We start from the raw sequence: 20,535 nt of genomic DNA, 5'->3' as shown, positions 1-20,535 counted from the left end.
AGCCACCGTCGAATCAGCCGCCGTACGGATACAACTCGAGTCGCTTGAGACTGGCCACCAGCTGGTTGTCCGCGTCGATCAGATCGAGGTCGCACACGGCCCGGCTGGTCTTGGCGTCCCCGCCGGTGAGTACGCACCGCAGTCCCGCGCCCAGCGCGCCGGACCGGTACCGCACGATCTCGCCGATCCGCAGCGGAAGGACGTTGCGGCCCAGCCGCTCGTAGCTCCAGACCAGCGCGGCCTGAAGGCAACCGTCGAGAGCGGCCGGGTCGGTTGCCCAGCCTTCCCCGACCCAGCCCACCGACATCAGGCCGGACAGGTCGGCGATTGCGGTGGTCTCGGCACAGTCCATTCCGTTGAGCACCTGGAATGCCGGCCCGTGGAACAGTGCCCCACCGGTGTAGCAGGCCGCGCGGTCCACTCCGCGGTTGCCCGAAGCCGGCACCGCAACGGTGGGAACCGCCGTTGCGCTGGAACGCATTTCGATGGTGGCCGAGTAATACGCGGTCGAATCCTCGATGTCGGACAGCGTCAGGGTCAGCAGCTCGGGCCGGTCTTCGGTGGGAACGCAGCGCACCAGCAGGGGCGTCCCGTGCTTCTCGAACTCGTAGAGTGTCACTCCCCGCAGCACCTTGAGGTCCACCACCCGGTCCACGTGGTGGCCGGGCCGCAACGCCTCGGCCATCCGGATGAACCATTCCAGCGCCTGAACGACGGGCAACACCACGTTGCCCTGGACGCGGTGATCCAGCAGGTAGGGCTGCCGCGCCACGTGTGCAAGCACCCTTGCGACTCGTCCCTCCGGCGGAATCGGATGCGTGGGAAGGCCGGCCAACACGCCGTCGCCCAGTGTCACCTCGGGGCTCGCGGTGTCACCGTCGAGCACTTCGGCGACAAAGGCGCGGGCACCTTCGGCAAGCGGGATCAACGAGATGCCGCGCGACTCGAACATCGCCTTGAGGCCGGGGGTCACCATGCCGGAATCCCAAGGGCCCCAGCCCAAGGCGCGGACCAGGCAGGCGGGGCCGCGGCGTGCCTGTTCGGCCAGGGCCACCTTGTTGAGGATTTCGTTGGCCATGGCGTAGTCGCTTTGGCCGACGTTTCCGCTGCGCGCAGCTACTGAGGAGAACAGGCAGATGACCTTGAGCGCGTCGCCCGCCGTCGCGTCCAGCAGCGCGCAGGCGCCACCGACTTTGGTCTCGAAGACGCGGTCGAAACCGTCGAGGGTCTTCTTGTGCAACGGTGCATCGGCGAGCACGCCGGCCCCATGTACCAGGCCGGTGATCGGGCCGAATTCGTTGCGCACACTGTCCAGCAGAGCGCCCAGCTGAGCGGCGTCACGGACATCTGCTGCGGTGTAGCGGACCCGGGATCCGGCCGCGGTCAGCGCGGCCAGGGTTGCCCGGACCTCACGGTCGGCCAGGATGCGTTGCGCCTGCTGTTCCAGCTGCTTGGGCGTGACTTTAAGTCCTTGCGCAGCCGCGCCGGCCAGCAGTGCCCGCTTGAGTTCCGCGTCGGTGGCGAGCCCGGCAACCTCTGGCGGTTCGTCGCTGAGTTCGGTGCGCCCGATCAAGACGAAAGCGGCCTGGGTCTGCTGCGCCAGGGCGATCACCGACCCGGCGGTCACCCCACGGGCACCACCGGAGACCACGATCACGTCGTCCGGACCGATGCGGTGTGTGCGACTGGAGACCTGCTGCTCGCCGGCGACCACCGTGATTCGGCCGTGTGAGCTGCCCAGGCCCACTTCGAGTTCCGCTCCCCCTGAAAGGAGTTCGTCGGCGATCCGCTCCGCGACGCCTACCGGTGACTGCGCTCCCACAGCGACGTCGATCGCCTTGACCTGCGCGCTGGTCCATTCCTGGGCCGCGGTCTTGGTCAGCGCACCGATCCCGCCCGACCAGGCCCGCAGGCCGGGGTCGGTAAGAAAGCCGAACGTGCCGCCGGTGTCTTGGACGGTGACGAAGACGCCCCCGCGCTCGGCGAACTGCGCGGCGACGCGCTGCGCATCGGAGAAGAGCACTCGGTTGACTGCGAGCGCCTCTTCGCGGCTGGTGGCCGACTGCAGGCCGCCGAGATGGACGACCGCCTCCGTGTCGGCGCTGGGCTCGGCGACCAGAGTCGCGCCGATGCCGTGGGTGCGCAGAATCGCAGCCAGGGCCTCGGCCGTCTCAGTCAATGTGGCCTGGGCCGCCGGTGCCGTCACGATCTCGACGGTCCTGGCGGTGTACAGACCGGGCATCCCCATCCCGCTCACCGGAGCGGTGGTGGCGCGTACCGCGTAGCGCGCCACCTCCGCCCCGGTCAACTCAAAAGGGGCGCGATCACCTGCCGATAATCCGTTGGGCACCACCAGATCCGGCGGTGGTGAACCCATCAAGGACTGCAGATAGTCCACGATCTCCTGCAACGTCACCAACGCCGCCATCGTCGCCGTCTCCACCTCAGGCAACGACGGAACACGATCCTGCACCGCCGACAAGATCTCCACCCGCTTGATCGAGTCGATCCCCAGATCCGCCTCCAGAGCCATCGACAGATCCAGCATCTCCACCGGATAACCCGTCTTGTCAGCAACCACCGCCAACATGTCCCCCACCAAATCCACCCCCACCGCCGCGGGCGCAGCAGCCGCAGCAGGAGCCGGAGCGACAGGAGCCGCAGCCGCAACAGGAGCAGCCACCGGCGCCGGGGCCGGCGCAGCAGAAGCAGCCACCGGACCCATCAGCGACTGCAGGTAATCCACGATCTCCTGCAACGTCACCAACGCCGCCATCGTCGCCGTCTCCACCTCAGGCAACGACGGAACACGATCCTGCACCGCCGACAAGATCTCCACCCGCTTGATCGAGTCGATCCCCAGATCCGCCTCCAGAGCCATCGACAGATCCAGCATCTCCACCGGATAACCCGTCTTGTCAGCAACCACCGCCAACATGTCCCCCACCAAATCCACCCCCGCCGCCGCGGGCGCAGCAGCCGCAGCAGGAGCCGGAGCGACAGGAGCCGCAGCCGCAACAGGAGCAGCCACCGGCGCCGGGGCCGGCGGGGCCGGCATGGTCGCGACAGGAGTAGAAGGAACCGCCGGAGCCGGAGCGGCCGGTGCGCTGTAGGGCGCTGCCGGTGCAGACGGCGGCGGCGCCATCACCTGTGTGCCGTTTGCCACGGGCGCGGGCGGCGCGGGCGGCGCAGGCGGCGCGGCGGGCGGCGCGGGCGGCGGCATGGTGGCCGCACCGTTGTGCGCCGGGGCAGCCACCGGGTGAGCCGGGGCGGCCGCTACGCCATAGGTGGCCACCGGCTGCGGCGGCACCACCGTGGTCGCGGCGGGGAACGCCAACTGGGCGACCGGCATAGGCGTCATTCCGGCGCTGGAGACGAGGGTCTGCAGCAGGCCCTGCAGGTGGGCGATGGTCTGCTGCATACTGCCCAGCGCACCGACCATGTGCGTCACCATCTCAGCACCTGGACCGGACACCAGGGGCGAGGTGACCATGGGGACCTGCGCTGCCTGAACCGGAACCGGTACGTGTGCCGGAACGTGTGCCGGCAGGCCGTTCGCCGCAGGAACGATTGGATCAACTGCTGTCATCGTGGGCTCCGATACGGTCGGGTGTCCGTTGTGGTCACTGCGGGGGGTGGGCTTTTCAGATTTTTCCGATTTCTCAGCGGGCCGGGACACCGGCTCGTCGTTGATCTCGGGTCGGCCGAAGTTGGTGCCGTTGAGCTTGATCGTCAGCTTCGGCGCCGGCCGCGTCCGGGGATCGTCCCCGTGGCGGTAGTCAGCCCACAGGGCCTGGAAGTTCATCGGGACGCCGGCCGCCACGAGCTGGGCCAAGCCCATCCACAGCGACCGGATCCCATTGCGACCCTTGGCGTCGAGGGCCACCGCGACGTGGTCCTGACCGGCCAGGCACTTGCCGACGAGGTTGGTGAGCACGCTGCCGGGCCCCACCTCGACAAAGGTGCGGGCGCCCGCGGACCACATGGCCTGGACCTGCTCGACGAACCGCACCGGCTGGGCGATCTGGTTGGCCAGCGTGGCCTGCATCTGCTCGGCACTGCCGCCGTAGGGTGCCGCGGTCGCATTGGCGTAGACGGGCACGTGCGGCACTCCGAACGGGATGCCCGCCAGGTAGGCGCCGAACGGAGACGCCGCCGAGCTGACGATCTCGGAGTGGAAGGCGGTGGCGACATCGAGCAGCCGCGCATTCATTCCGGCCGCGCCGAAACGCTGCGCGGCGTCGGCGATAGCCGCGCTGTCACCGGAGAGCACCACCTGGTTGGGGGCGTTGTGGTTGGCGATCACCACCGAGAGTCCCCACTCGCCCAGCAACCGGCTGACCTGCTCGGCCGGCGCGGTCACCGCACACATCGCGCCGTCGCTGCTGGCGGCCGCCTGGGCCATCAGCGCACCGCGTGCACGTGCGATCAGCAGGGCGACGTCGTCACTGATCACTCCGGCCGCGCACAGGGCGCTGACCTCGCCGAAGCTGTGGCCTCCGACGGAGACCGGCGCGATACCCAGCGAACGGACCACCGACAACAGGCTCAGGCTGTGCGCGCCGATGCCGGGCTGCGCCCACTCAGTCTTGGTCAGCTCCGCGGCCTGAGCCGCCCGGTCCTCGTCGGTGAACGCGGTCTTGGGCCAGACCACCTGGTGCAGGTCGCGGTCCGCGTTGAGCATGCCGGCGCGGGCGAGCTCCCACGGCGCCAAGGCACGTTCGAAGAGCTGCGGAAGGTCGGCGCCCATGCCGACGTATTGGCTGCCCTGCCCGGGGAACAGCAGCGCTACGGGGCCGGCCTGCCGGCTCGAGTAGTAGTAGCCCTTCGGTGAGCTGAAGGACGCGTCTGCGCCCGGCGTCTGGAGTTTGGCTGCGGCTTCGTCGAGCATCGTGCGCAGCGTCTCGACGCTGTTGGCCACGACGGCGAGCCGGTGCGGCCGGGCCGCGTCGTAGGCCGTCTGCGTGCTGTGGGCGAGGTAGCCGAGCATGTCGGGCGAGTCGACCAGCGACGCGGCCATTTCCGTCGCCGCAGCGGCCAACGCTGCCGCCGAGTCCGCGCCCAGGACGACGAGCTCGGACTCCCAGGACCGATAGCGCGGTGCGTGCTTTCCGGCGCCGGTGTACTCCTCGAGCGTGATGTGGAAGTTCGTGCCACCGAAGCCGAAGGCGCTGACCGACGCGCGGCGCGGGACGTCCTGGTCGGCGATCCAGGGCTTGGACTGGGTCGAGAGGTAGAACGGCGTGGATTCGATCTCCAGGCCGGGGTTGGGCCGGTCGATCTTGATGGTCGGCGGCAGGACCTTGTGGTGCAGCGCCATCACGGTCTTGAACAGGCCGCAGGCCCCGGCCGCACCCTTGGTGTGACCGACCTGGGACTTGACCGAGCCGACGGCGCACCATTGACGGTCTTCGCGGCCCGACTCGTCGAACACCCGCCGCAGGGAGGTGAACTCCGCGACGTCGCCGGCCTTGGTGCCGGTGCCGTGTGCCTCGACCAGGCCGACCGTCTCCGGGCCGTAACCAGCGGCCTCATAGGCCCGGCGGAGGGCCTTGGCCTGGCCGTCAGGGCTCGGGGCGTAGATGCTCTTGGCCCGCCCGTCCGAGGAGGTGCCGATGCCGCGGATCACCGCATAGATCCGGTCGCCGTCGCGTTCGGCGTCGTCGAGCCGTTTGAGCGCCAGCATCGACAGGCCCTCGCCGAGCATGGTGCCGTCGGACTGGTCGGAGAACGGGCGGCAGTCACCGGTGCGCGACAGCGCGGTGACCTTGGCGAAGCACATGAACATGAAGATGTCGTTGAAGGCGTCGACGCCGCCGGCGATCACCATGTCGGCCTCGCGCAGGTACAGCTCGTGCAATGCGATCTCGATCGCGGCCAGCGAACTGGCACACGCGGCGTCCACGACGCAGTTCGTCCCGCCCAGATCAAAGCGGTTGGCGATCCGGCCAGCGATCACGTTGCCGAGCAGACCCGGGAAGGTGTTCTCCTGCCAGGGCGTGTACCCCGCGGCAACGCTGTCGCTGAACGCCGTCAGCTCGTCGTCGGAGAGTCCGGCGGCGCGCAAGCCACGCTCCCAGATCGGCCGGTGCAGGCGGCCGCTCATGTAGCCCGACATTTCGGTGCCACCGGAGGAGCCCAGCACCACACTGACGCGTTCGCGATCGATACCGGAGATGTCGCCGCCGGCATAGTCCTCGAGCACCTGCTGGGCGACCCTCAACGCCAGCAGCTGGGCCGTGTCGGTAGCGGGGAGCACGTTCGGCGGAATGCCGAAGTCCATCGGCGAGAAATCAACGGTCGGCAGGAATCCGCCGCGTCGGGCGTATACCTTGTCGGGCGTGCGAGGATCCGCGTCGAAGTAGTCGTCGATCCGCCAGTGCGACTCCGGTACGTCGGAGAACAGGTCGGCACCCTCGACGATGTTGCGCCAGAATCGCTCGGCCTCAGGCGACCCGGGGAACAGTGCGCTGACGCCGACAACTGCGACAGGTGGATGTTTTGCTGCCACGGGTCTCCTTAAGAACGGCCTTGACGAAAAACATCGAAAGCCTAAGTTTCGCTATCGGTGACAGTGAGTCGAAGCTGGGGGTTCGCTGTTCATCCCGATGGCCAGACGTTGCCGGGACACTATCAGAGTGTTGTAGCCATCACACATCGAAGACGGCCGCCCCTGGCCCACACATGCATTACAGTCATCGGCCCAAATGTCACGTTTTTGATCACATCAGCAGCGGCAACGCGCCGACGGGCCGCATCGGGACGGCGACCCTAAACCGCCAGCGGTCGCGGGCTGTAGGCGAACGCCTTGGCCGGCACCGGCACCCCTGCCGAGCGCGCGGCGCCGGCGCGGCTGATGTGCGCCGCGCCTTCGAGCAAGTTAAGCGCCACCTGGACGGCTTGCCGGTTTTCGCAGGGCTCGAGGTAGCTGTCGGCCACCCAGCTGTTGAATGCACCCATCGCTGGGCCGCACCAGACCTGGTAGTCCAGGACTCGCTCGGGCACACCGCTGATGGCCCACCGGCTCGACTGCCCGAGATACCAGCGGAACACCAGCGCCATCTGATACTTCGGGTCGCGGGAGGCCAGCTCGAGCACCGCGGGGTCGCGCTGTTGCCAGTACCGCTGGGTGTCCGCCCACACCTCGGCGACGGTGGTCCCCAGAATCTTCTCCAGCTCTGGGCCATGCTTGGCCACCACGGAGGCCAGGTCGGGATTGCCGGCGTACCACTCGTAGAGCTTTTTGCCGCGCGGGGCGAACATCGTGCCGCGCTTGAGCACCTGCAGGTTGACGCCCATCTCGAACATGTCCGACGCCGGGGCCATCATCACATCCGCGATCCCGGCCTTGGCCAGCATCGCGCGTCCGGCCTCTGAGAGGCCCGACTCCACGCAGGCCTGGTTGACCGTCCCGGTCAGCACATAGGCCGCGCCCATCGCGAAGGCACCGGCGACCGCCTGCGGTGCGCCCAGGCCGCCCGCGGCACCCACCCGTACCCGGCAGTTCAGGGGATGCTGCTGGGCCAGCGTGTCGCGCAGCATGACGATTTCCGAGAAAAGTGCGGGCAACGGGCGGTTGTCGGTGTGCCCGCCACTGTCGGACTCCACCGTGATGTCCTCGGCCACCGGCACGTAGCGCGACAGCTCGGCTTCGCGCTCGGTCAGCTTTCCGGCGGCCACCAGGCCGGCGACCAGAGCCGCGGGCGCAGGCTCCATGAACATGCGAGCCACTTCCGGCCGCGACACCTTGGCCATCACGTGGTGACGACGCACGACGTTTCCGGCCGCGTCCGTGTCCAGGCCTGCCAACGCGTAGTGCACCACCGCAGGCGTCAGCTTCATGAATGCCGACGCCTCAACGACGGGGACTCCGCGCGCAATGAACAGCTCGGCGACGCGCGTCTCCAGGGAGACCTCGTTGGGCGAGTGGATCAGGTTGGCGCCCCAGGCCAGCCCCGGCCGTCCCGCCAAGGCGGTCTGGATCTCATCCAGACCGCGCTCGACGGCCTCGTAGGACAGTCCACCCGCGCCGAAGAAGCCCATCATTCCGGCCTCGGCCATGGCGATCACCAACGCCGGCGTCGCGATACCGTTCGCCATCGCGCCGGTGACGTACGGGAAACGCACGCCGTGCGCCTCGCAGAATTCCCGGTCCCCCAGCCATTCGGGGTAGATCGGCGGCAGCGTGCCCACCAGGGCCACGTCGGATTCGCCTGCGCCGACCACCTCACCACCCAGCGCAAGGCCCAGCATGCCGGTGGCCTTCTCGCGCACCACGTGCAGCGGGTGGCGGACGTAGCCGATCAGGTCGGCGATGTCGTTCGGAGCGAACGCTGCCGGCGCGCTCGTGGGGCGCCACCCCAGGGACAGGCCCACGCCCACCCCTGTCTGCTGCTCCAGCACGGCTCCAGGTCGCTCGTTCACAATCGGTTCCTCTCGATCACCGGTGCCGAGCGTGCCTGGCGCGGAGCTGGCCAAACGCGTAGCCCGGGGAAAACCAAGAGAGTTTCTCACGGACCGGCCGGACTCACTAGGCGGGCGTTGACGGGCGGTACCGGCCCCGGCGTTTTCTTGGCTCTTTGCGACCCCGTCCTCATGAAGCAGACAAACTAGTTCGTTCGTTTCTTGCTAACCTGACTTCAGCGGCTCGGGATCGAGCCGGGAAAGGACGGCACGCCATGCCCACCACTGCGGCGATCCCTGCGCCTGGGGAGCTCGGCAACCGAACCCGGCCGGCCCCGGAACGGATACTGCGCACTGCGCTGGCCACCGCGGCCGACAACCTGGAACCACTGATGAATCTGTACCAGCCCTATGTCGAGGGGGTGGAGAACCTGCCGGCCGACGGCCGCTTTCTGCTCGTCGGCAACCACACCCAGGTCGCGGCCGCCGAAGTGATCCTGATCCCCTACTTCGTGCGTCAGGCCCTGGGGAAGCAGGTCCGCACCCTCGCCGATCGCCAGTTCGGGAAGGGCGGCGGGCTGCAGGCCGCGCTGGTGGCGGCCTACGGTGCCGTCATCGGATCTCCCGAGGCCGCTGCAACGCTGATGCGCGCCAACGAGCCGATCCTGGTGTTCCCCGGCGGGGGCCGGGAGATCTCCAAATTCAAGGGGGAGCAATACCAGCTTCGCTGGGAGAACCGCTATGGCTTCGCCCGCCTCGCCATCGAGCATCACTACCCGATCGTGACCGCCGCGCTCGTCGGCGGCGACGACATCTACACCAGCGTGACCACCCGCACGGGGCTCTACGGCAGGGCCAGCGAATGGTTCAGCCGGCGACTGGACGGCCGCGCCGATATGGCCATGCCGCTCCTGCGCGGCGTCGGCCCCACCTTGCTGCCGCGCGCACAGCGGATGTACCTGCGCTTCGGGCCGCCGATCACCACGACCCCGCCGGCGGACGTCCCCGCGGAAGGTTGGATTCACCAGGTCAAGAACGACACCCAGGCTCGGCTGGAGGCTGACCTCAAGGAACTGCAAGAAGTCCGCGACACCGACCCCTACCGTGCGCTCAATCCCCTGTCGTGGCGGGCAGCGGCTACCCCGACGTCGGCCGGCACCCGTCACTAGGGTTTCAGCGATGCGAACACAGGCCGAGCTCCGCGACGAGATCCTGTCCGCGGCTCGCGCGGAGTTCGCCCGATACGGTCTCGCCGGTGCCCGCATCGACCGGGTGGCCAAGCACGCTCGGGCGAGCAAGGAACGGCTCTACGCCCACTTCGGCGACAAAGAGAACCTCTTTCGCGAGGTGGTCGCCGCCGACACCGCGCAGTTCCTCGGCGCCATCGTCCCGCGTCCGGACGCGCTGCCCGAATTCGTGGGCGACATCTACGATCTGGCCCGCGCACATCCCGAACACATCCGGATGATCACCTGGGCACGCCTTGAAGAGCTCGACCTCATAGCGCCCGACGCCGAGATGATGCCGGCGCTCGGGCCCGATGTCGTGGCGGCGGCCCAAGAAGGCGGCCACGTCGATCCCTCTTGGGATCCCGGCGAGCTCTTGGTCATGCTGTTCGGCATCGGGATGGCCTGGGCCACCTGGCCGGACCCCGAAGCGGCCACCGAGGACGCCGCCACCATCGCGCACCGCCGCGCGGCCGCGGTCGAAGCCGCTGCTCGCTTGATCACCCCGCGGTGAGTTTCTCCGCCGGCTGCGGGGTATAGGGCTGCGGTACGGTGCCGATGGCGGTACCGCTGGACGGAGGAATCGCGACTGTGGACGAGCTACCGAGGGCGCCTTTCCCGCGCCGACGTTCCGGGTTACGCCGGATCACCCAGGGACTTGGCGAGCTCGACGCCGAGCTGTTTGAGGCCGTCGCGCACTCACCCAGCCGGCTTCTGGACACCACCATGCCGGCGCTGACCCGCGCCGCCGACTACTCCAGGCTGTGGCTGGCTCTGGCGGCGGTCTTCGCCCTGACCGGCCGGCCCGCCACCCAGCGTGCCGCCGCACGCGGGGTGGCCAGTCTGGCCCTCACCAGCCTGGTGACCAACCTGGTGATCAAACGGATCCGCCCTCGGGCACGGCCCAATGTCCTCTTGGTTCCCCTGCTGCGCCGCGCGCACCGGTTGCCGCTGTCGAATTCGCTGCCCTCCGGGCACTCGGCCAGTGCGGCGGCGTTCGCCACCGGCGTCGGATTGGAAAGCCCGCTGCTGGGTCTGCCGGTGGCCGGTCTGGCCGGCCTGGTCGGGCTGTCTCGGGTCGCCACCGGCGCGCACTACCCCGGGGATGTGCTGGCCGGGCTGGGCATCGGAACGTCCATCGCGGTGCTGGGAGCCAAACTGGTGCCACCGATCCCAGCCCCGCCGCCACAGCGCGCCGAGATGCTGCGCGTTGCCACCCCCGCCCGACCCGACGGCGCGGGCGTGGCCCTGGTGGTCAACCCCGCATCGGGCAACGGTCGCGCCGGCGACGTCGCGGCGCAGGTGCGCAGGGCGCTGCCGGCCATCACCGTTATTGAACTAGGCCCCGACGATGATCTGGCCGAGTCGTTGCGCCGCGCCGCGGATTCCGCCGAGGTACTGGCGATCTCCGGTGGTGACGGGTCGGTGGCGATGGCGGCGCACGTCGCGGTGGAACGCGATCTGCCGCTGGCGGTGTTTCCCGGCGGCACGTTGAACCACTTCGCCAAGGACATCGGCTGCGACACGACCGCCAAAGCCATCCGCGCGCTGGCCGAGGGCACCCTGTCGCGGGTGGACGTGGTGCGGTTCAACGACGAGACGACGGTGATCAACACGGCAAGCATCGGCGCCTACCCGACTTTTGTGCGCCGCCGAGAGCGGTTGCAGGGCAAGCTCGGCAAGCCGGTGGCCAGCGCCTACGCCATGGTGATGACGCTGCGCCGGGAGCAGCCGGTGCGCATCGTCTACGACAACAAAACCCTGCAGACGTCGCTGTTCTTCTTGGGCAACTCGGCCTACCAGCCCGACGGTTTCGCGCCGGCAGTGCGGCACCGGATGGACGATGGCCTGTTGGACGTTCGGATCCTGCAGACCGGTCGGCCGTGGTCCACGCTGCGGATCGTGGCGGCCCTGCTGACCGGCCGGTTGCAGCGCAGCCGCCTCTACCACGAGCTGCGCGTCCCGCAGTTCCGGTTCTGCGCCGTCGACGGACCGATTCCCATCGCCCACGACGGTGAAGTTGACTCCCCTTGCGCGGAAGCCGAATTCACTGCGTGTTACCGCGCGCTGCAGGTGTTTCGGCCGCTGCGCTAAGGCTGGCGGTACCGCGTCAATTCACCGAGGCAACCAGGCTGTCGATCTGGTTCAGCGCCGAGGTCGAACCCTCGATGACGCCCATGTCCACTACCTTCTGGAGATCCTCGGCGGAGGCAAAGGCGCTTGAGTACGTCGCACGCGTTCCGCCATCGTGTTCGGTGAAGGTGTAGACGTTCCTGGAGGTCGGCAGCCCGGGATCCGGGTTGAAGTCCAGATCGGCGAAGCCGTCGTCGAAGGTGAAGCTCCGCGGCTCGTCGACGGCGATGATCTGCCAGTAGCCGGCGTACTTCTCACCGTCGGGACCGGTCATGAAGTAGTTCGTGCGTCCGCCGGGGGTGAGGTCGTGGTCGACCACGGTCGCGGGGAATGTCGGTGGACCCCAGACCTTTTCCAGCTGGCGTGGGTCGGCGTAGATCTGCCAGATTCGTTGCACCGGCGCGGCGAAGTCGGCGGTGATGGTCAAGGTCAAGGCGTTGATGTCGTGTTGCACGTCGATCACAGGCATGGTGCGGACCTCCTAGGTCTCCTCGGACGAGATGAGTTCGTCGATACGGGCGATGCGACCACGCCAAACCTGTTCCAACTCGGTGAGCATGGCCGCCACCGACCGCACCGCGGCGACGTCACCGCGGGCCAACTGCTCGCGGCCGCTGCGGCGCTTGGTGAGCAGGCCGGACTTCTCCAACACGGCGACGTGCTTCTGCACCGCGGCGAAACTCATCTGGTACTTCACCGCGAGGTCGGAGACCGAGTGCTCTCCGGCCAGCACCCGGCGCATGATGTCACGCCGAGTGCGGTCGGCAAGTGCGTGGAACAGGGCGTCCACCCGGTCGTCGTCGAGCGTGATCACCCGATAATCGTACAACCGATTGGTTGTAGATTGTCAAGGGGAGCCAGCGAAGCCGGGATCGGATCAGACCAACGGGAACCAGTAGTCGAGAGTCTCCTCGACACCTCCCCAGTCGATGCCCATCCAGTCGGTGAAGAACTCCTCGATCTTGCCGAAAGCGTTGTAGATCATCTCCACGATCGAGTTGAACAGTCCTACGAACACACCACTTTCGATCAAGCCGCCGCTTGTCAGCGCACTGATCCAGGTGCTGAACTCGTCGATATCACCGGAGAGGTCGATGTTGGTGATCAACCCGTCGGTGCTGAAGGTGTGGTTGGCGACCTCTTCCGGCGTTAGGCCCAAGTACATGACGTGCTCCCAGAGCAAGCCGAGCATGGAGTTCGACGCGTAGTCGGCAACGGGGTCACCGGGGAACTCGTAGATCGTGGTGGTGAAGGCGTCGTTGGGGGTATGGAAGCCGTTCAGCAGTGGGTACAGGTCGGAGGTGTTGGTGGCGCCGGAGGGATCCGACCACACGCCGGTCGTACTGGACGGATCACCGATGAAAACGAAGTGCAACGCCCCCGACGGGATGACATCGTTATGGGCCAATTGGGCCATCGCGATCGAGCCGGCGGTGGCGCCCTGCGAGTAGCCGAAGACCCACAGCGGGTGCTCTTCGTCGTAGGCGCCGGGGTTGGCGGCAAATTCGGCCTCCACGGCCTGGACGATCAGTGCCGCCCCGGCGAAACTGCTGTGCCCCTGCAGGATGAGTTGCGGGGTGGTCAGCACCTGAAGCGCAGAATCGCAGCCGGCGGAGCCGATCACGCACACGCTCGCGTCGTCGCCGGCGTCGAAGCCCAGCGGCCGCAGGAACAGATCGGCCGCGGTGTGGGCGAACTGCGCCGACGGCGTGGTCAACATGGTCCCGCCCACGAAGATCGCGGTGTCCGCCAGCAGGGCTACTTGGCGCGCGTGCGCCGTTTGGACGACCGGGGTTCCGACGACACCGGCCGCGATCACGCTTGCGGCAGCAAGCGGCGCCAGAGCTTTCTTGGGGTCCATCCGCGCTCCCTGAGACACCTAGGTAAATCCTCATAAAAACATGAAAGACAGCCGCGGCGATCATGGCAGCATCGCGCCTGGCCGTCAACGCGCAGCGCGCGAACCGGGTAGGCGAGGCACCTCAGGCCGGCAGGAGCCGTACCGGCAGATGCTGATGACGACGAATGATGTTGTTGACCGCCCAAGTCGGCTCGCCGGTCGCCTCGATGCGGTCGACCTGGTCGATCAGGGCCTTGAGCAGGGCCGTGGCCTCCATCCGGGCAAGGCCTTGGCCGGCACACGCATGCGCGCCATTGCCGAACCCGACGTGCCGGCCCGCGTCGTTCCGAATGTCAAAGACGTCAGGGCTTCGCCATTCGCGTTCATCGCGGTTGGCCGACGCGTACATCACCAGTACCCGGGCACCTGCCGGGATCGTCACGTCGGCGATCTCGTGACTTCTGGCTACTTTCCGGGTGAAGGCCCGCAACGGTGATTCGAAGCGCACTATCTCGTTGAGCGCATGGGGGATCAACGACGGGTCCGCTTTGAGCAGCGCCCACTGGTCAGGATGGGTAGCCAGGAGGTGGACCGCACTGGAGATGGCGCTGATTGTGGTGTCCAGCGACGGTGCGATGTAGTCGACGAGCAGTGGCGGCACCTCGTCAAAGCTCAGGATACCGTCATCTACCGCGCTGAGCAGGTGGGCGGCCATGCTGCCCGGCAGCACGTCACGGCTGCGAGCGATGCGGCGTGCGAAGCGCAGCATCTGCAGGCTGCGTGGAATCGCCTTGGCGCCTTGCCAGTTAAGCGGCCCGAGCACATCGAAGGTAGCTGCGGCCCAATCGAGCAGATGTTCGCGTTGGTCGGTGGGCCAGCCCACCAGATCGGGAACCAACGCGAGCGGCAGGGCGGTGGCCAGATCGGTGACCGCGTCGATACTGCCGCGTCTCACCGCGTCCTCGACGAGCCTCTGCGCCCGCTGATCGACGCTGTCACTGAGAGCACGCAAGGCGCGGGGCATCATCTGGTGGGCGACGAGTTTGCGGCGCCGGTCATGCTCGGCGCCGTCGCTGTTAAGGGTGGTGCCCCTGGAGAAGCGGTTGGTGGGAGCGTTGGCGGCGACGCCGTGGCCCGACAGGTAGAGGGTGTCGTTGCGCAGGACGGCCTTGCACTGGACATACCGAGGTACGGCATAGAGCCGGTGACACGCCAGCCAGACCACCGGGCCGAGATCGCGCAGCGCCCGGTAATGCTTGTACGGCTCCAAGATCGCCGACCGACTGTAGATGCTGCGCGGGTACACCGGAACCTCGGTGGGTCGAGCGAACACAGTCCGGTTCCTACTCATGGCACTCCGCATTCGCCGGAGTCTGAGCCGGCGAGTCGAAGACGAACCACGGCAGTGCCCGGCACAGCGCTGACAGATCGCGGCCGGCCATCATGACGGTGCCGTCGGGACGCACCAACGCGGCGGTTACGCGGTGGTGGCCCAGCCAGCAGGCCAGCTCCGTGCCCGGCGCGGCGAGCACCGCCCGCGCGCCCCGGCCGTCGACAATGCCCTGCTGATCCGGGTCCAGCGGCTGGGTGGTCAGCACACCGAATCCCCGCCCCAGCTCCTCATCGAGGCGCCGCCCGGTGGCAAGCACCGGATTGGGGCACAGCCGACCGGCGAGGCGGCGGGTGCGCACGGTCCGTCGCACCATCGCCGAAGCTGGCAGCGGCGGGGTCTGGGAGTCGGTGATCTTCTCACGCAGCCCGGGCAGCAGATGCACCCTCGGCACCACCAGTCGCCGCACCAGGGTTCCGAGTTCGCCGCCGGCGGTCATGGCGCGTCCGACGTTGAGCGCCAGCGAGATCATCTGCCTTGTGTGGCGGGAGCGTTCGGCTTCGTAGCTGTCCAACACGCTCGCCGGCAGACCTGCACGGTGGTGCCCTGCGATCTTCCAGGCCAGATTCAGGGCGTCGCGCAGGCCAGCACCCATCCCCTGACCGATGAACGGTGGGGTCAGATGCGCGGCGTCGCCGAGCAAGAACACCCTCCCCAATCTCCACCGGTCGGCGATCTGGGCACGAAAGGTGTATTCAGCGACCCGCAGCAATTGCAGGTCGGCGTCGGCGATGTCGCGCGTCCACGGCGCGATCAACGGCCGCAGCGCCGCCAGCGTGGCGTAGTCGTCCACCGATTCCTGTTCGGCCAGCGCGAATTCCCAGCGATACCGGTTCGGGCCGATCCGCATGTAGGTGCCGGCACGCCGGCTGTCGCAGACCTGGTGCACCCCTTCCCACTGGCGCAGGTCCCGCGTGCAACCGACGTCGATCACCAGCCACCGTTGAGCGAACCGCAGGCTGCGCATGGTCGTCCCGATGGCCGAGCGCACGGTGCTGTTGGCGCCGTCGCAGCCCAACACGTAATCGGCGGTGATCCGCGACTCGCCGCCCGTCACCCGGTCGCGGACGCTCAGTTCGACGCCGTCGGCGCCCCCGGTGACGGCAAATACGTCGGTTTCGCCGCGCAACCGCACCTTCGGCAGGCGAGTGAGGTTGTCCCGCAACAGCTCTTCCAGCGCGGGCTGGTCGAACATGTTGGCGGCCGGAAAGCCGTTGCAAGTCGGCGTGGTATCGCGGCGGAACTCGGCCAGCACCGACTGGTGGCGATCGACGAGTCGCAAGCCCATGGCCGGGCGGGTGATGGCGGCGAAGGCGTCAGCGACGCCGAGCCGCGCCAGGATGCGGTAGACCTCGTCGTCAAGGTGTACGGCCCGGGGCTGGGGGTAGACCTGTGGCCATCGGTCGAGCACCAGGGTATCTATGCCGTACTGCGCCAGCAGGGTGGCAGCGCTGATCCCGGTGGGCCCGCCGCCCACAACCGCGACCGACACGTGTTCTCCAGGCGTCATCGCAACCCGCAGATCATGTGTGCCGCACCGTCAGACGCTGCGCCCCCAGGTCGATGGCGCCGTCGTCGGTGGCGATGGTGGCCTCGACGACATCACCGTGCTGCAGGTACTTGGGGTTCTTGGCCTGCCGGGCGAAGAAGGCCTTCCACTTGACCGCCGGGGGCAGCAGGTTGCCGATGATCTCGATCGGCTTGGGGGGTGCACTGAGCGCGGTGCCCACCGGGGTGCCGGTCAAGATGAGGTCTCCGGTGGCCAGGTCTTGGAAGCGCGTCAGCGACTGCAGGGCCTGCAGGGGGCGGTACAGCATGTCGCCTTCGACCAATCCGTTCTGGCGCTGGTCACCGTTAACGCTCAACCGCAGGCGCAGGTCACCGAAGCGCGCCAGCTCGGCGGCGTCGACGAGGACCAGTGCCGGCCCCACGGGTGTGAAGGTCGGGTACGACTTGGCTTCGTAGAACTGGGTCTGCGGCAGCTGGATGTCGCGCGCGGAGACGTCGTTGGTGATGACCAGCCCGGCCACGTAGTCGGCCAGGTTGGCATCGGTGATCTGGATTCCGACTGGGATGTCGCGGCCGATCACCAGACCGATCTCGACCTCGTAGTCCAGCAGTGTCACGTGCGACGGACGCACGATCTCACCGTAGGGATCGGTCAGTGAGGCAGAGGATTTCCGGAAGAACGTCAGTGGCACCGTCTTGGGGTCCATGCCCGCATCGGTGACGTGCGACTCGAAGTTGGTCATCTGGGCCACCACACGGCACGGTGCCGTCACCGGCGCCAGCAGCTGCAGTTCGTCGACCGCGACGGTGCCGCCGGATGCTGCGGCCGCGTCGATGGCGGGCCGGTCGGCGAGCAGCTCGGCGGTGGTTGTGGCCGTGGTGGCGATCTTGGCAGCACCCGTAGGGGTCTGCACCCACCAGGCCTCGGAGGTACGCAGGACGGAAATGGTCATGAGACAGCTACTTTCAGCAGGCCGATGAGGCGGTTGAGGTCGAATTCGTTGTCGTGCCGTAGGGCGGTGAGCATGGCGGTCGCCTGGCGGCCTGCCGCCCGGGGACTCGCATCGAGAAAGTCTTTGGTGGCCGGTGGCCCCCATTGGGCAAGTCCGGATGCGGTGAAGGGCGCCCAGCCCGGTTCCACGGTGTTGTCGAAGACGTCGCCGTCGGCGTAGTGCTCGACCAGAAACCCGTCGGGGTCGCGCCAGTAGTCGAAGATCTGGCTGCCCTGGATGTGGCGGCCGATCCCCCAGGACCGGAAATAGCCTCGCTCACGCAGGTATTCGCCGCCGGCGGCCAGCGCGTCCAGGTCGGCGACTTCATAGGCCGAGTGCACGTATCGATTCTCCGGACCCAGCGCCAGGGCCAGGGTGTGGTGGTCGGCGGGGATGGTGCCGCGGTCGCAGCGGATGAAGCTCATGGCCGGCCCGCGCTCACGCTGCCCCGGGAAGAACTGGAAGTCACTGACGATCATGCCCAGCGTCTCCAGGTACCAGTTCAGCGTCCGCAGATAGGTAGTGGACTGCAAGACGATGTGGCCCAGGCGCTGCACCCGGGCAGGAACACGCAGCGGACGCACTCCGGCGTTGATCCGCCTCTGGGTGCTCCCGATGTTGGCGAGCGGCGGATCTTGGCTGGGCTGAGCCGGGAGGACGTGCATGCCGGCCACCACCTTGACGGCGGTGCCGCTGGGGTCGGTCAGCTGTACCGCGACGCCACCGATGGATTCCGGCAGCTGCCGCAGCGGAGCACCGGTCTTGTCAGCCAGCCGCGCGACGTCGGCTTCGTCGGCGGCGCGCAGTGCATACCCGGCGAAGCGCGTGTGCGGCCCGCGGCGCACGAATACGCAGGGCGCGCCGGGACTGGTGCCGCGCAGCTGCACCTGTGCGGGGTCGCGGTGGGCGATGCCGAACCCGAAGGCCCGGGCGAACGCCTCGGCGCGGGCCAGGTCCGGCTTGTCGAATTCCAGCCAGGCGATGTCGACCACCCGGATGAGCGGGTCGCGGGCGCGACCGGGATGCTCGCCGCGAACCGAGCCCTGCTCGCTGTGCAGATCTTTATGGCCGTCGGCCCACGGCTCGCCCGTCTTCGGCACGTCGCGCCACCGCCTTCCGGATCAACTGACGAAATCGTCACATACGACCAAAGCTTCAGTCAAATGTTTTGACGAATTCCTCAGAACTGAGTTGGCTGATAATCTGCAGGCATGGATGTGGCCGAGCGCAACGGTGACCAGCCCGAGGCTGGTCCGGCCAACCGGCTCGAACGACGCAAACTGCGGACCCGTACCGCGTTGATCCGCGCAGCTCAAGGCTTTATCGCAGACGGCAGGCTCGCCGTGCCCGTCCTGGAGATCACCCAGGCCGCCGACGTCGGCATGGGCTCCTTTTACAACCATTTCGACAGCAAAGAAGAGCTGTTCGCGGCCGCGGTGACCGACGCGCTCGACAGCATCGGGGCCCTGCTCGACACCTTCACCTCCGATATCGCAGACCCGGCCGAGGCCTTCGCCGCCAACTACCGCCTCAGCGGCCGACTGTTTCGGCTGCGCCCCCAGGAGGCCGCGCTGCTGCTGGCCAACAGCTCCACGATGATCCTGTCCGACCGCGGCCTGTCGCCGCGGGCGTTGCGCGATATCACCGCGGCGATCGAGCAGGGCCGGTTCACGCTGTCGGACCCCGAATTGGGACTGGCCCTGGCCGGGGGCGTGTTCGTCGGACTGGGGACGCTGCTGAGCCAACGGCCCGACCGCGATCCCGAAGCCACCGTCGATGCGGCCACCGAACACCTGTTGACCACCTTCGGCATGAGCCCCGAGGAAGCCCACCAGATCTGCAGCAGGCCGCTGCCCGATATGTCACCGCTGCGCGATTCGCCGGGATCCAGTGCGCCGCGCTGACACCGCACGTCCATTGACTGGGGCTGGCAGCCCCTGCGATGATGGCCCTCAGGTTCGCCTTTGGAATTACTCGTGTGATTTTTAGCTACGGGGTGGCCCGTTGCGGAAGGACGCCAAGTGATATTGACCAAGGTCTTCGCCCCGATCGCGATCGCCAGCACCGTGGCGGGCGGCGTGCTCGCCGCTCCGGTGACCCGCGCCGCGCATATCGATGTGGACCTGCTGGCGGGCACCGCGTTCTTCATCGGCCCCACCACGCTGTCGACGCCCTCGCCGAGCTTCGCCCAAACCGCCGCCGACTTGTTCCTGCAGCCGCTGGGTTTCGACGGCGGCGACGACTTGGACTCGTGTGTGGTCGGCACCGGCGTGTGTGACGCGCCGCTGCGCGTCTTGTCCACCCCGGCGCTGATCCAGCAGGGCCACAGCAGTTTCGTCGGTGCCGCCGAGATCGTTCGGGCGGTACACGCCGAACTCGATGCCAATCCGGATGCCTACGACGCCGACAACCCGCTCTGGATTTTCGGCTGGTCACAGGGCGCCACGGCCGGTTCCATCGCGATGGCCCAGCTGGCCCACGACGGCGTCGATCCCGACGCGCTGCACTTCGTGTTCATCGGCAACCCGGTGGGCGCCGACACCGCGTCGCCGGGAGGGGGCGGGATGTCGTCCCCCGACTTCTTCGACACCTCGCTGCTGTCCGGCGTTCAGACCCCGAACAACGCGTTCGCAGTAACCGACTACACGATCCCCGGCGACCCGGTCACCGACCCCACCTCGACATCCGGGCTGGGGCTTCTGTACGAACACATGATGTACCTGGGTCTCACGCCCGACCAGGTGGGCAACCACGTGGCCAGCACCGACGGCTTGATCACCAACATCGACATCTCCGGAGACTTCGATCAGTTCGGCGCCTGGCTCAACGCCTGGGCGCACGGGCTGGTGGACAGCGGCTGGTGGGAGGGCATCTTCTACTCGCTGGTGGCGTCGTTCTACAGCGCCTTCGGCAACATCGAGGACTTCTTCGGTGACTGGCTGGGTATCGACTGGGGCGGAGTGGAGCAGACCCTCGACTACTGGTTCCCGACGGAGGTCTAACCGGCCCTCGTCGCCCTCGTGGCAGCTGGTTACCGTCGAT

At 67.9% G+C, this 20,535-nt stretch carries 14 protein-coding genes; 5 read left to right on the top strand and 9 right to left on the bottom strand.

What is annotated here, in order from left to right; all coding sequences use genetic code 11:
• Positions 1 to 13: 13 nt before the first annotated feature.
• Both BST15_RS10180 and BST15_RS10175 read right to left on the bottom strand, forming a co-directional pair.
• Positions 14 to 6,511, bottom strand: coding sequence for a type I polyketide synthase (locus BST15_RS10180; protein WP_083070925.1), 6,498 nt, complete (start codon positions 6,509 to 6,511; stop codon positions 14 to 16).
• 260 nt (positions 6,512 to 6,771) lie between these two features.
• The gene (locus BST15_RS10175; RefSeq protein ID WP_234708279.1) at positions 6,772 to 8,424 is read right to left on the bottom strand and encodes a PfaD family polyunsaturated fatty acid/polyketide biosynthesis protein; all 1,653 of its coding nucleotides are present in this window, start codon (positions 8,422 to 8,424) and stop codon (positions 6,772 to 6,774) included.
• Between the two features lie 254 nt (positions 8,425 to 8,678).
• On the opposite strand from BST15_RS10175, the gene BST15_RS10170 reads away from it, so the two are divergent.
• Genes BST15_RS10170 through BST15_RS10160 form a run of 3 tightly spaced genes read left to right on the top strand, consistent with a single transcriptional unit; the run spans position 8,679 to position 11,723 of the window.
• The gene (locus BST15_RS10170; RefSeq protein WP_046189016.1) at positions 8,679 to 9,572 is read left to right on the top strand and encodes a lysophospholipid acyltransferase family protein; all 894 of its coding nucleotides are present in this window, start codon (positions 8,679 to 8,681) and stop codon (positions 9,570 to 9,572) included.
• A 10-nt stretch (positions 9,573 to 9,582) separates the two neighbouring features.
• A complete protein-coding gene (locus tag BST15_RS10165; protein ID WP_046189017.1) occupies positions 9,583 to 10,143 on the top strand; it encodes a TetR/AcrR family transcriptional regulator in 561 nt (186 codons plus the stop codon).
• 44 nt (positions 10,144 to 10,187) lie between these two features.
• Complete coding sequence (locus tag BST15_RS10160; RefSeq protein ID WP_083070923.1) at positions 10,188 to 11,723, top strand: bifunctional phosphatase PAP2/diacylglycerol kinase family protein; 1,536 nt, start codon at positions 10,188 to 10,190, stop codon at positions 11,721 to 11,723.
• A 16-nt stretch (positions 11,724 to 11,739) separates the two neighbouring features.
• Here BST15_RS10160 and BST15_RS10155 read toward each other — a convergent pair whose 3' ends face one another.
• The 7 genes from BST15_RS10155 to BST15_RS10125 all read right to left on the bottom strand — a co-directional run bounded on the left by BST15_RS10155 (position 11,740) and on the right by BST15_RS10125 (position 18,593).
• The gene (locus BST15_RS10155) at positions 11,740 to 12,231 is read right to left on the bottom strand and encodes an SRPBCC family protein (RefSeq protein WP_046189018.1); all 492 of its coding nucleotides are present in this window, start codon (positions 12,229 to 12,231) and stop codon (positions 11,740 to 11,742) included.
• A gap of 12 nt (positions 12,232 to 12,243) precedes the next feature.
• The gene (locus tag BST15_RS10150) at positions 12,244 to 12,576 is read right to left on the bottom strand and encodes an ArsR/SmtB family transcription factor (RefSeq protein ID WP_036458234.1); all 333 of its coding nucleotides are present in this window, start codon (positions 12,574 to 12,576) and stop codon (positions 12,244 to 12,246) included.
• 63 nt (positions 12,577 to 12,639) lie between these two features.
• Positions 12,640 to 13,623: a PE-PPE domain-containing protein gene (locus BST15_RS10145; RefSeq protein WP_046189019.1), complete on the bottom strand. Its 984-nt coding sequence runs from the start codon at positions 13,621 to 13,623 to the stop codon at positions 12,640 to 12,642.
• Between the two features lie 121 nt (positions 13,624 to 13,744).
• Complete coding sequence (locus BST15_RS10140; protein ID WP_024443068.1) at positions 13,745 to 14,935, bottom strand: cytochrome P450; 1,191 nt, start codon at positions 14,933 to 14,935, stop codon at positions 13,745 to 13,747.
• Positions 14,936 to 14,945: 10 nt separating this feature from the next.
• On the bottom strand, positions 14,946 to 16,502 hold the full coding sequence (mhpA, locus tag BST15_RS10135) for a bifunctional 3-(3-hydroxy-phenyl)propionate/3-hydroxycinnamic acid hydroxylase MhpA (RefSeq protein ID WP_046189020.1): 1,557 nt from the start codon (positions 16,500 to 16,502) through the stop codon (positions 14,946 to 14,948).
• Between the two features lie 13 nt (positions 16,503 to 16,515).
• Complete coding sequence (locus BST15_RS10130) at positions 16,516 to 17,454, bottom strand: fumarylacetoacetate hydrolase family protein (RefSeq protein ID WP_024443066.1); 939 nt, start codon at positions 17,452 to 17,454, stop codon at positions 16,516 to 16,518.
• Positions 17,451 to 18,593, bottom strand: coding sequence for a VOC family protein (locus tag BST15_RS10125; protein ID WP_046189021.1), 1,143 nt, complete (start codon positions 18,591 to 18,593; stop codon positions 17,451 to 17,453). The genes BST15_RS10130 and BST15_RS10125 overlap by 4 nt, the downstream gene beginning before the upstream one ends.
• Before the next feature lie 111 nt (positions 18,594 to 18,704).
• On the opposite strand from BST15_RS10125, the gene BST15_RS10120 reads away from it, so the two are divergent.
• The gene (locus BST15_RS10120; RefSeq protein WP_046189022.1) at positions 18,705 to 19,397 is read left to right on the top strand and encodes a TetR/AcrR family transcriptional regulator; all 693 of its coding nucleotides are present in this window, start codon (positions 18,705 to 18,707) and stop codon (positions 19,395 to 19,397) included.
• A gap of 117 nt (positions 19,398 to 19,514) precedes the next feature.
• The gene (locus BST15_RS10115) at positions 19,515 to 20,495 is read left to right on the top strand and encodes a PE-PPE domain-containing protein (protein ID WP_046189023.1); all 981 of its coding nucleotides are present in this window, start codon (positions 19,515 to 19,517) and stop codon (positions 20,493 to 20,495) included.
• The last annotated feature ends 40 nt before the right edge of the window (positions 20,496 to 20,535 follow it).

Source organism: Mycolicibacter arupensis (assembly GCF_002086515.1).
GTDB lineage: Bacteria > Actinomycetota > Actinomycetes > Mycobacteriales > Mycobacteriaceae > Mycobacterium > Mycobacterium arupense.
The sequence above is the reverse complement of the archived record's forward strand: the minus strand, read 5'-3'. Positions and strand labels throughout refer to the sequence as shown.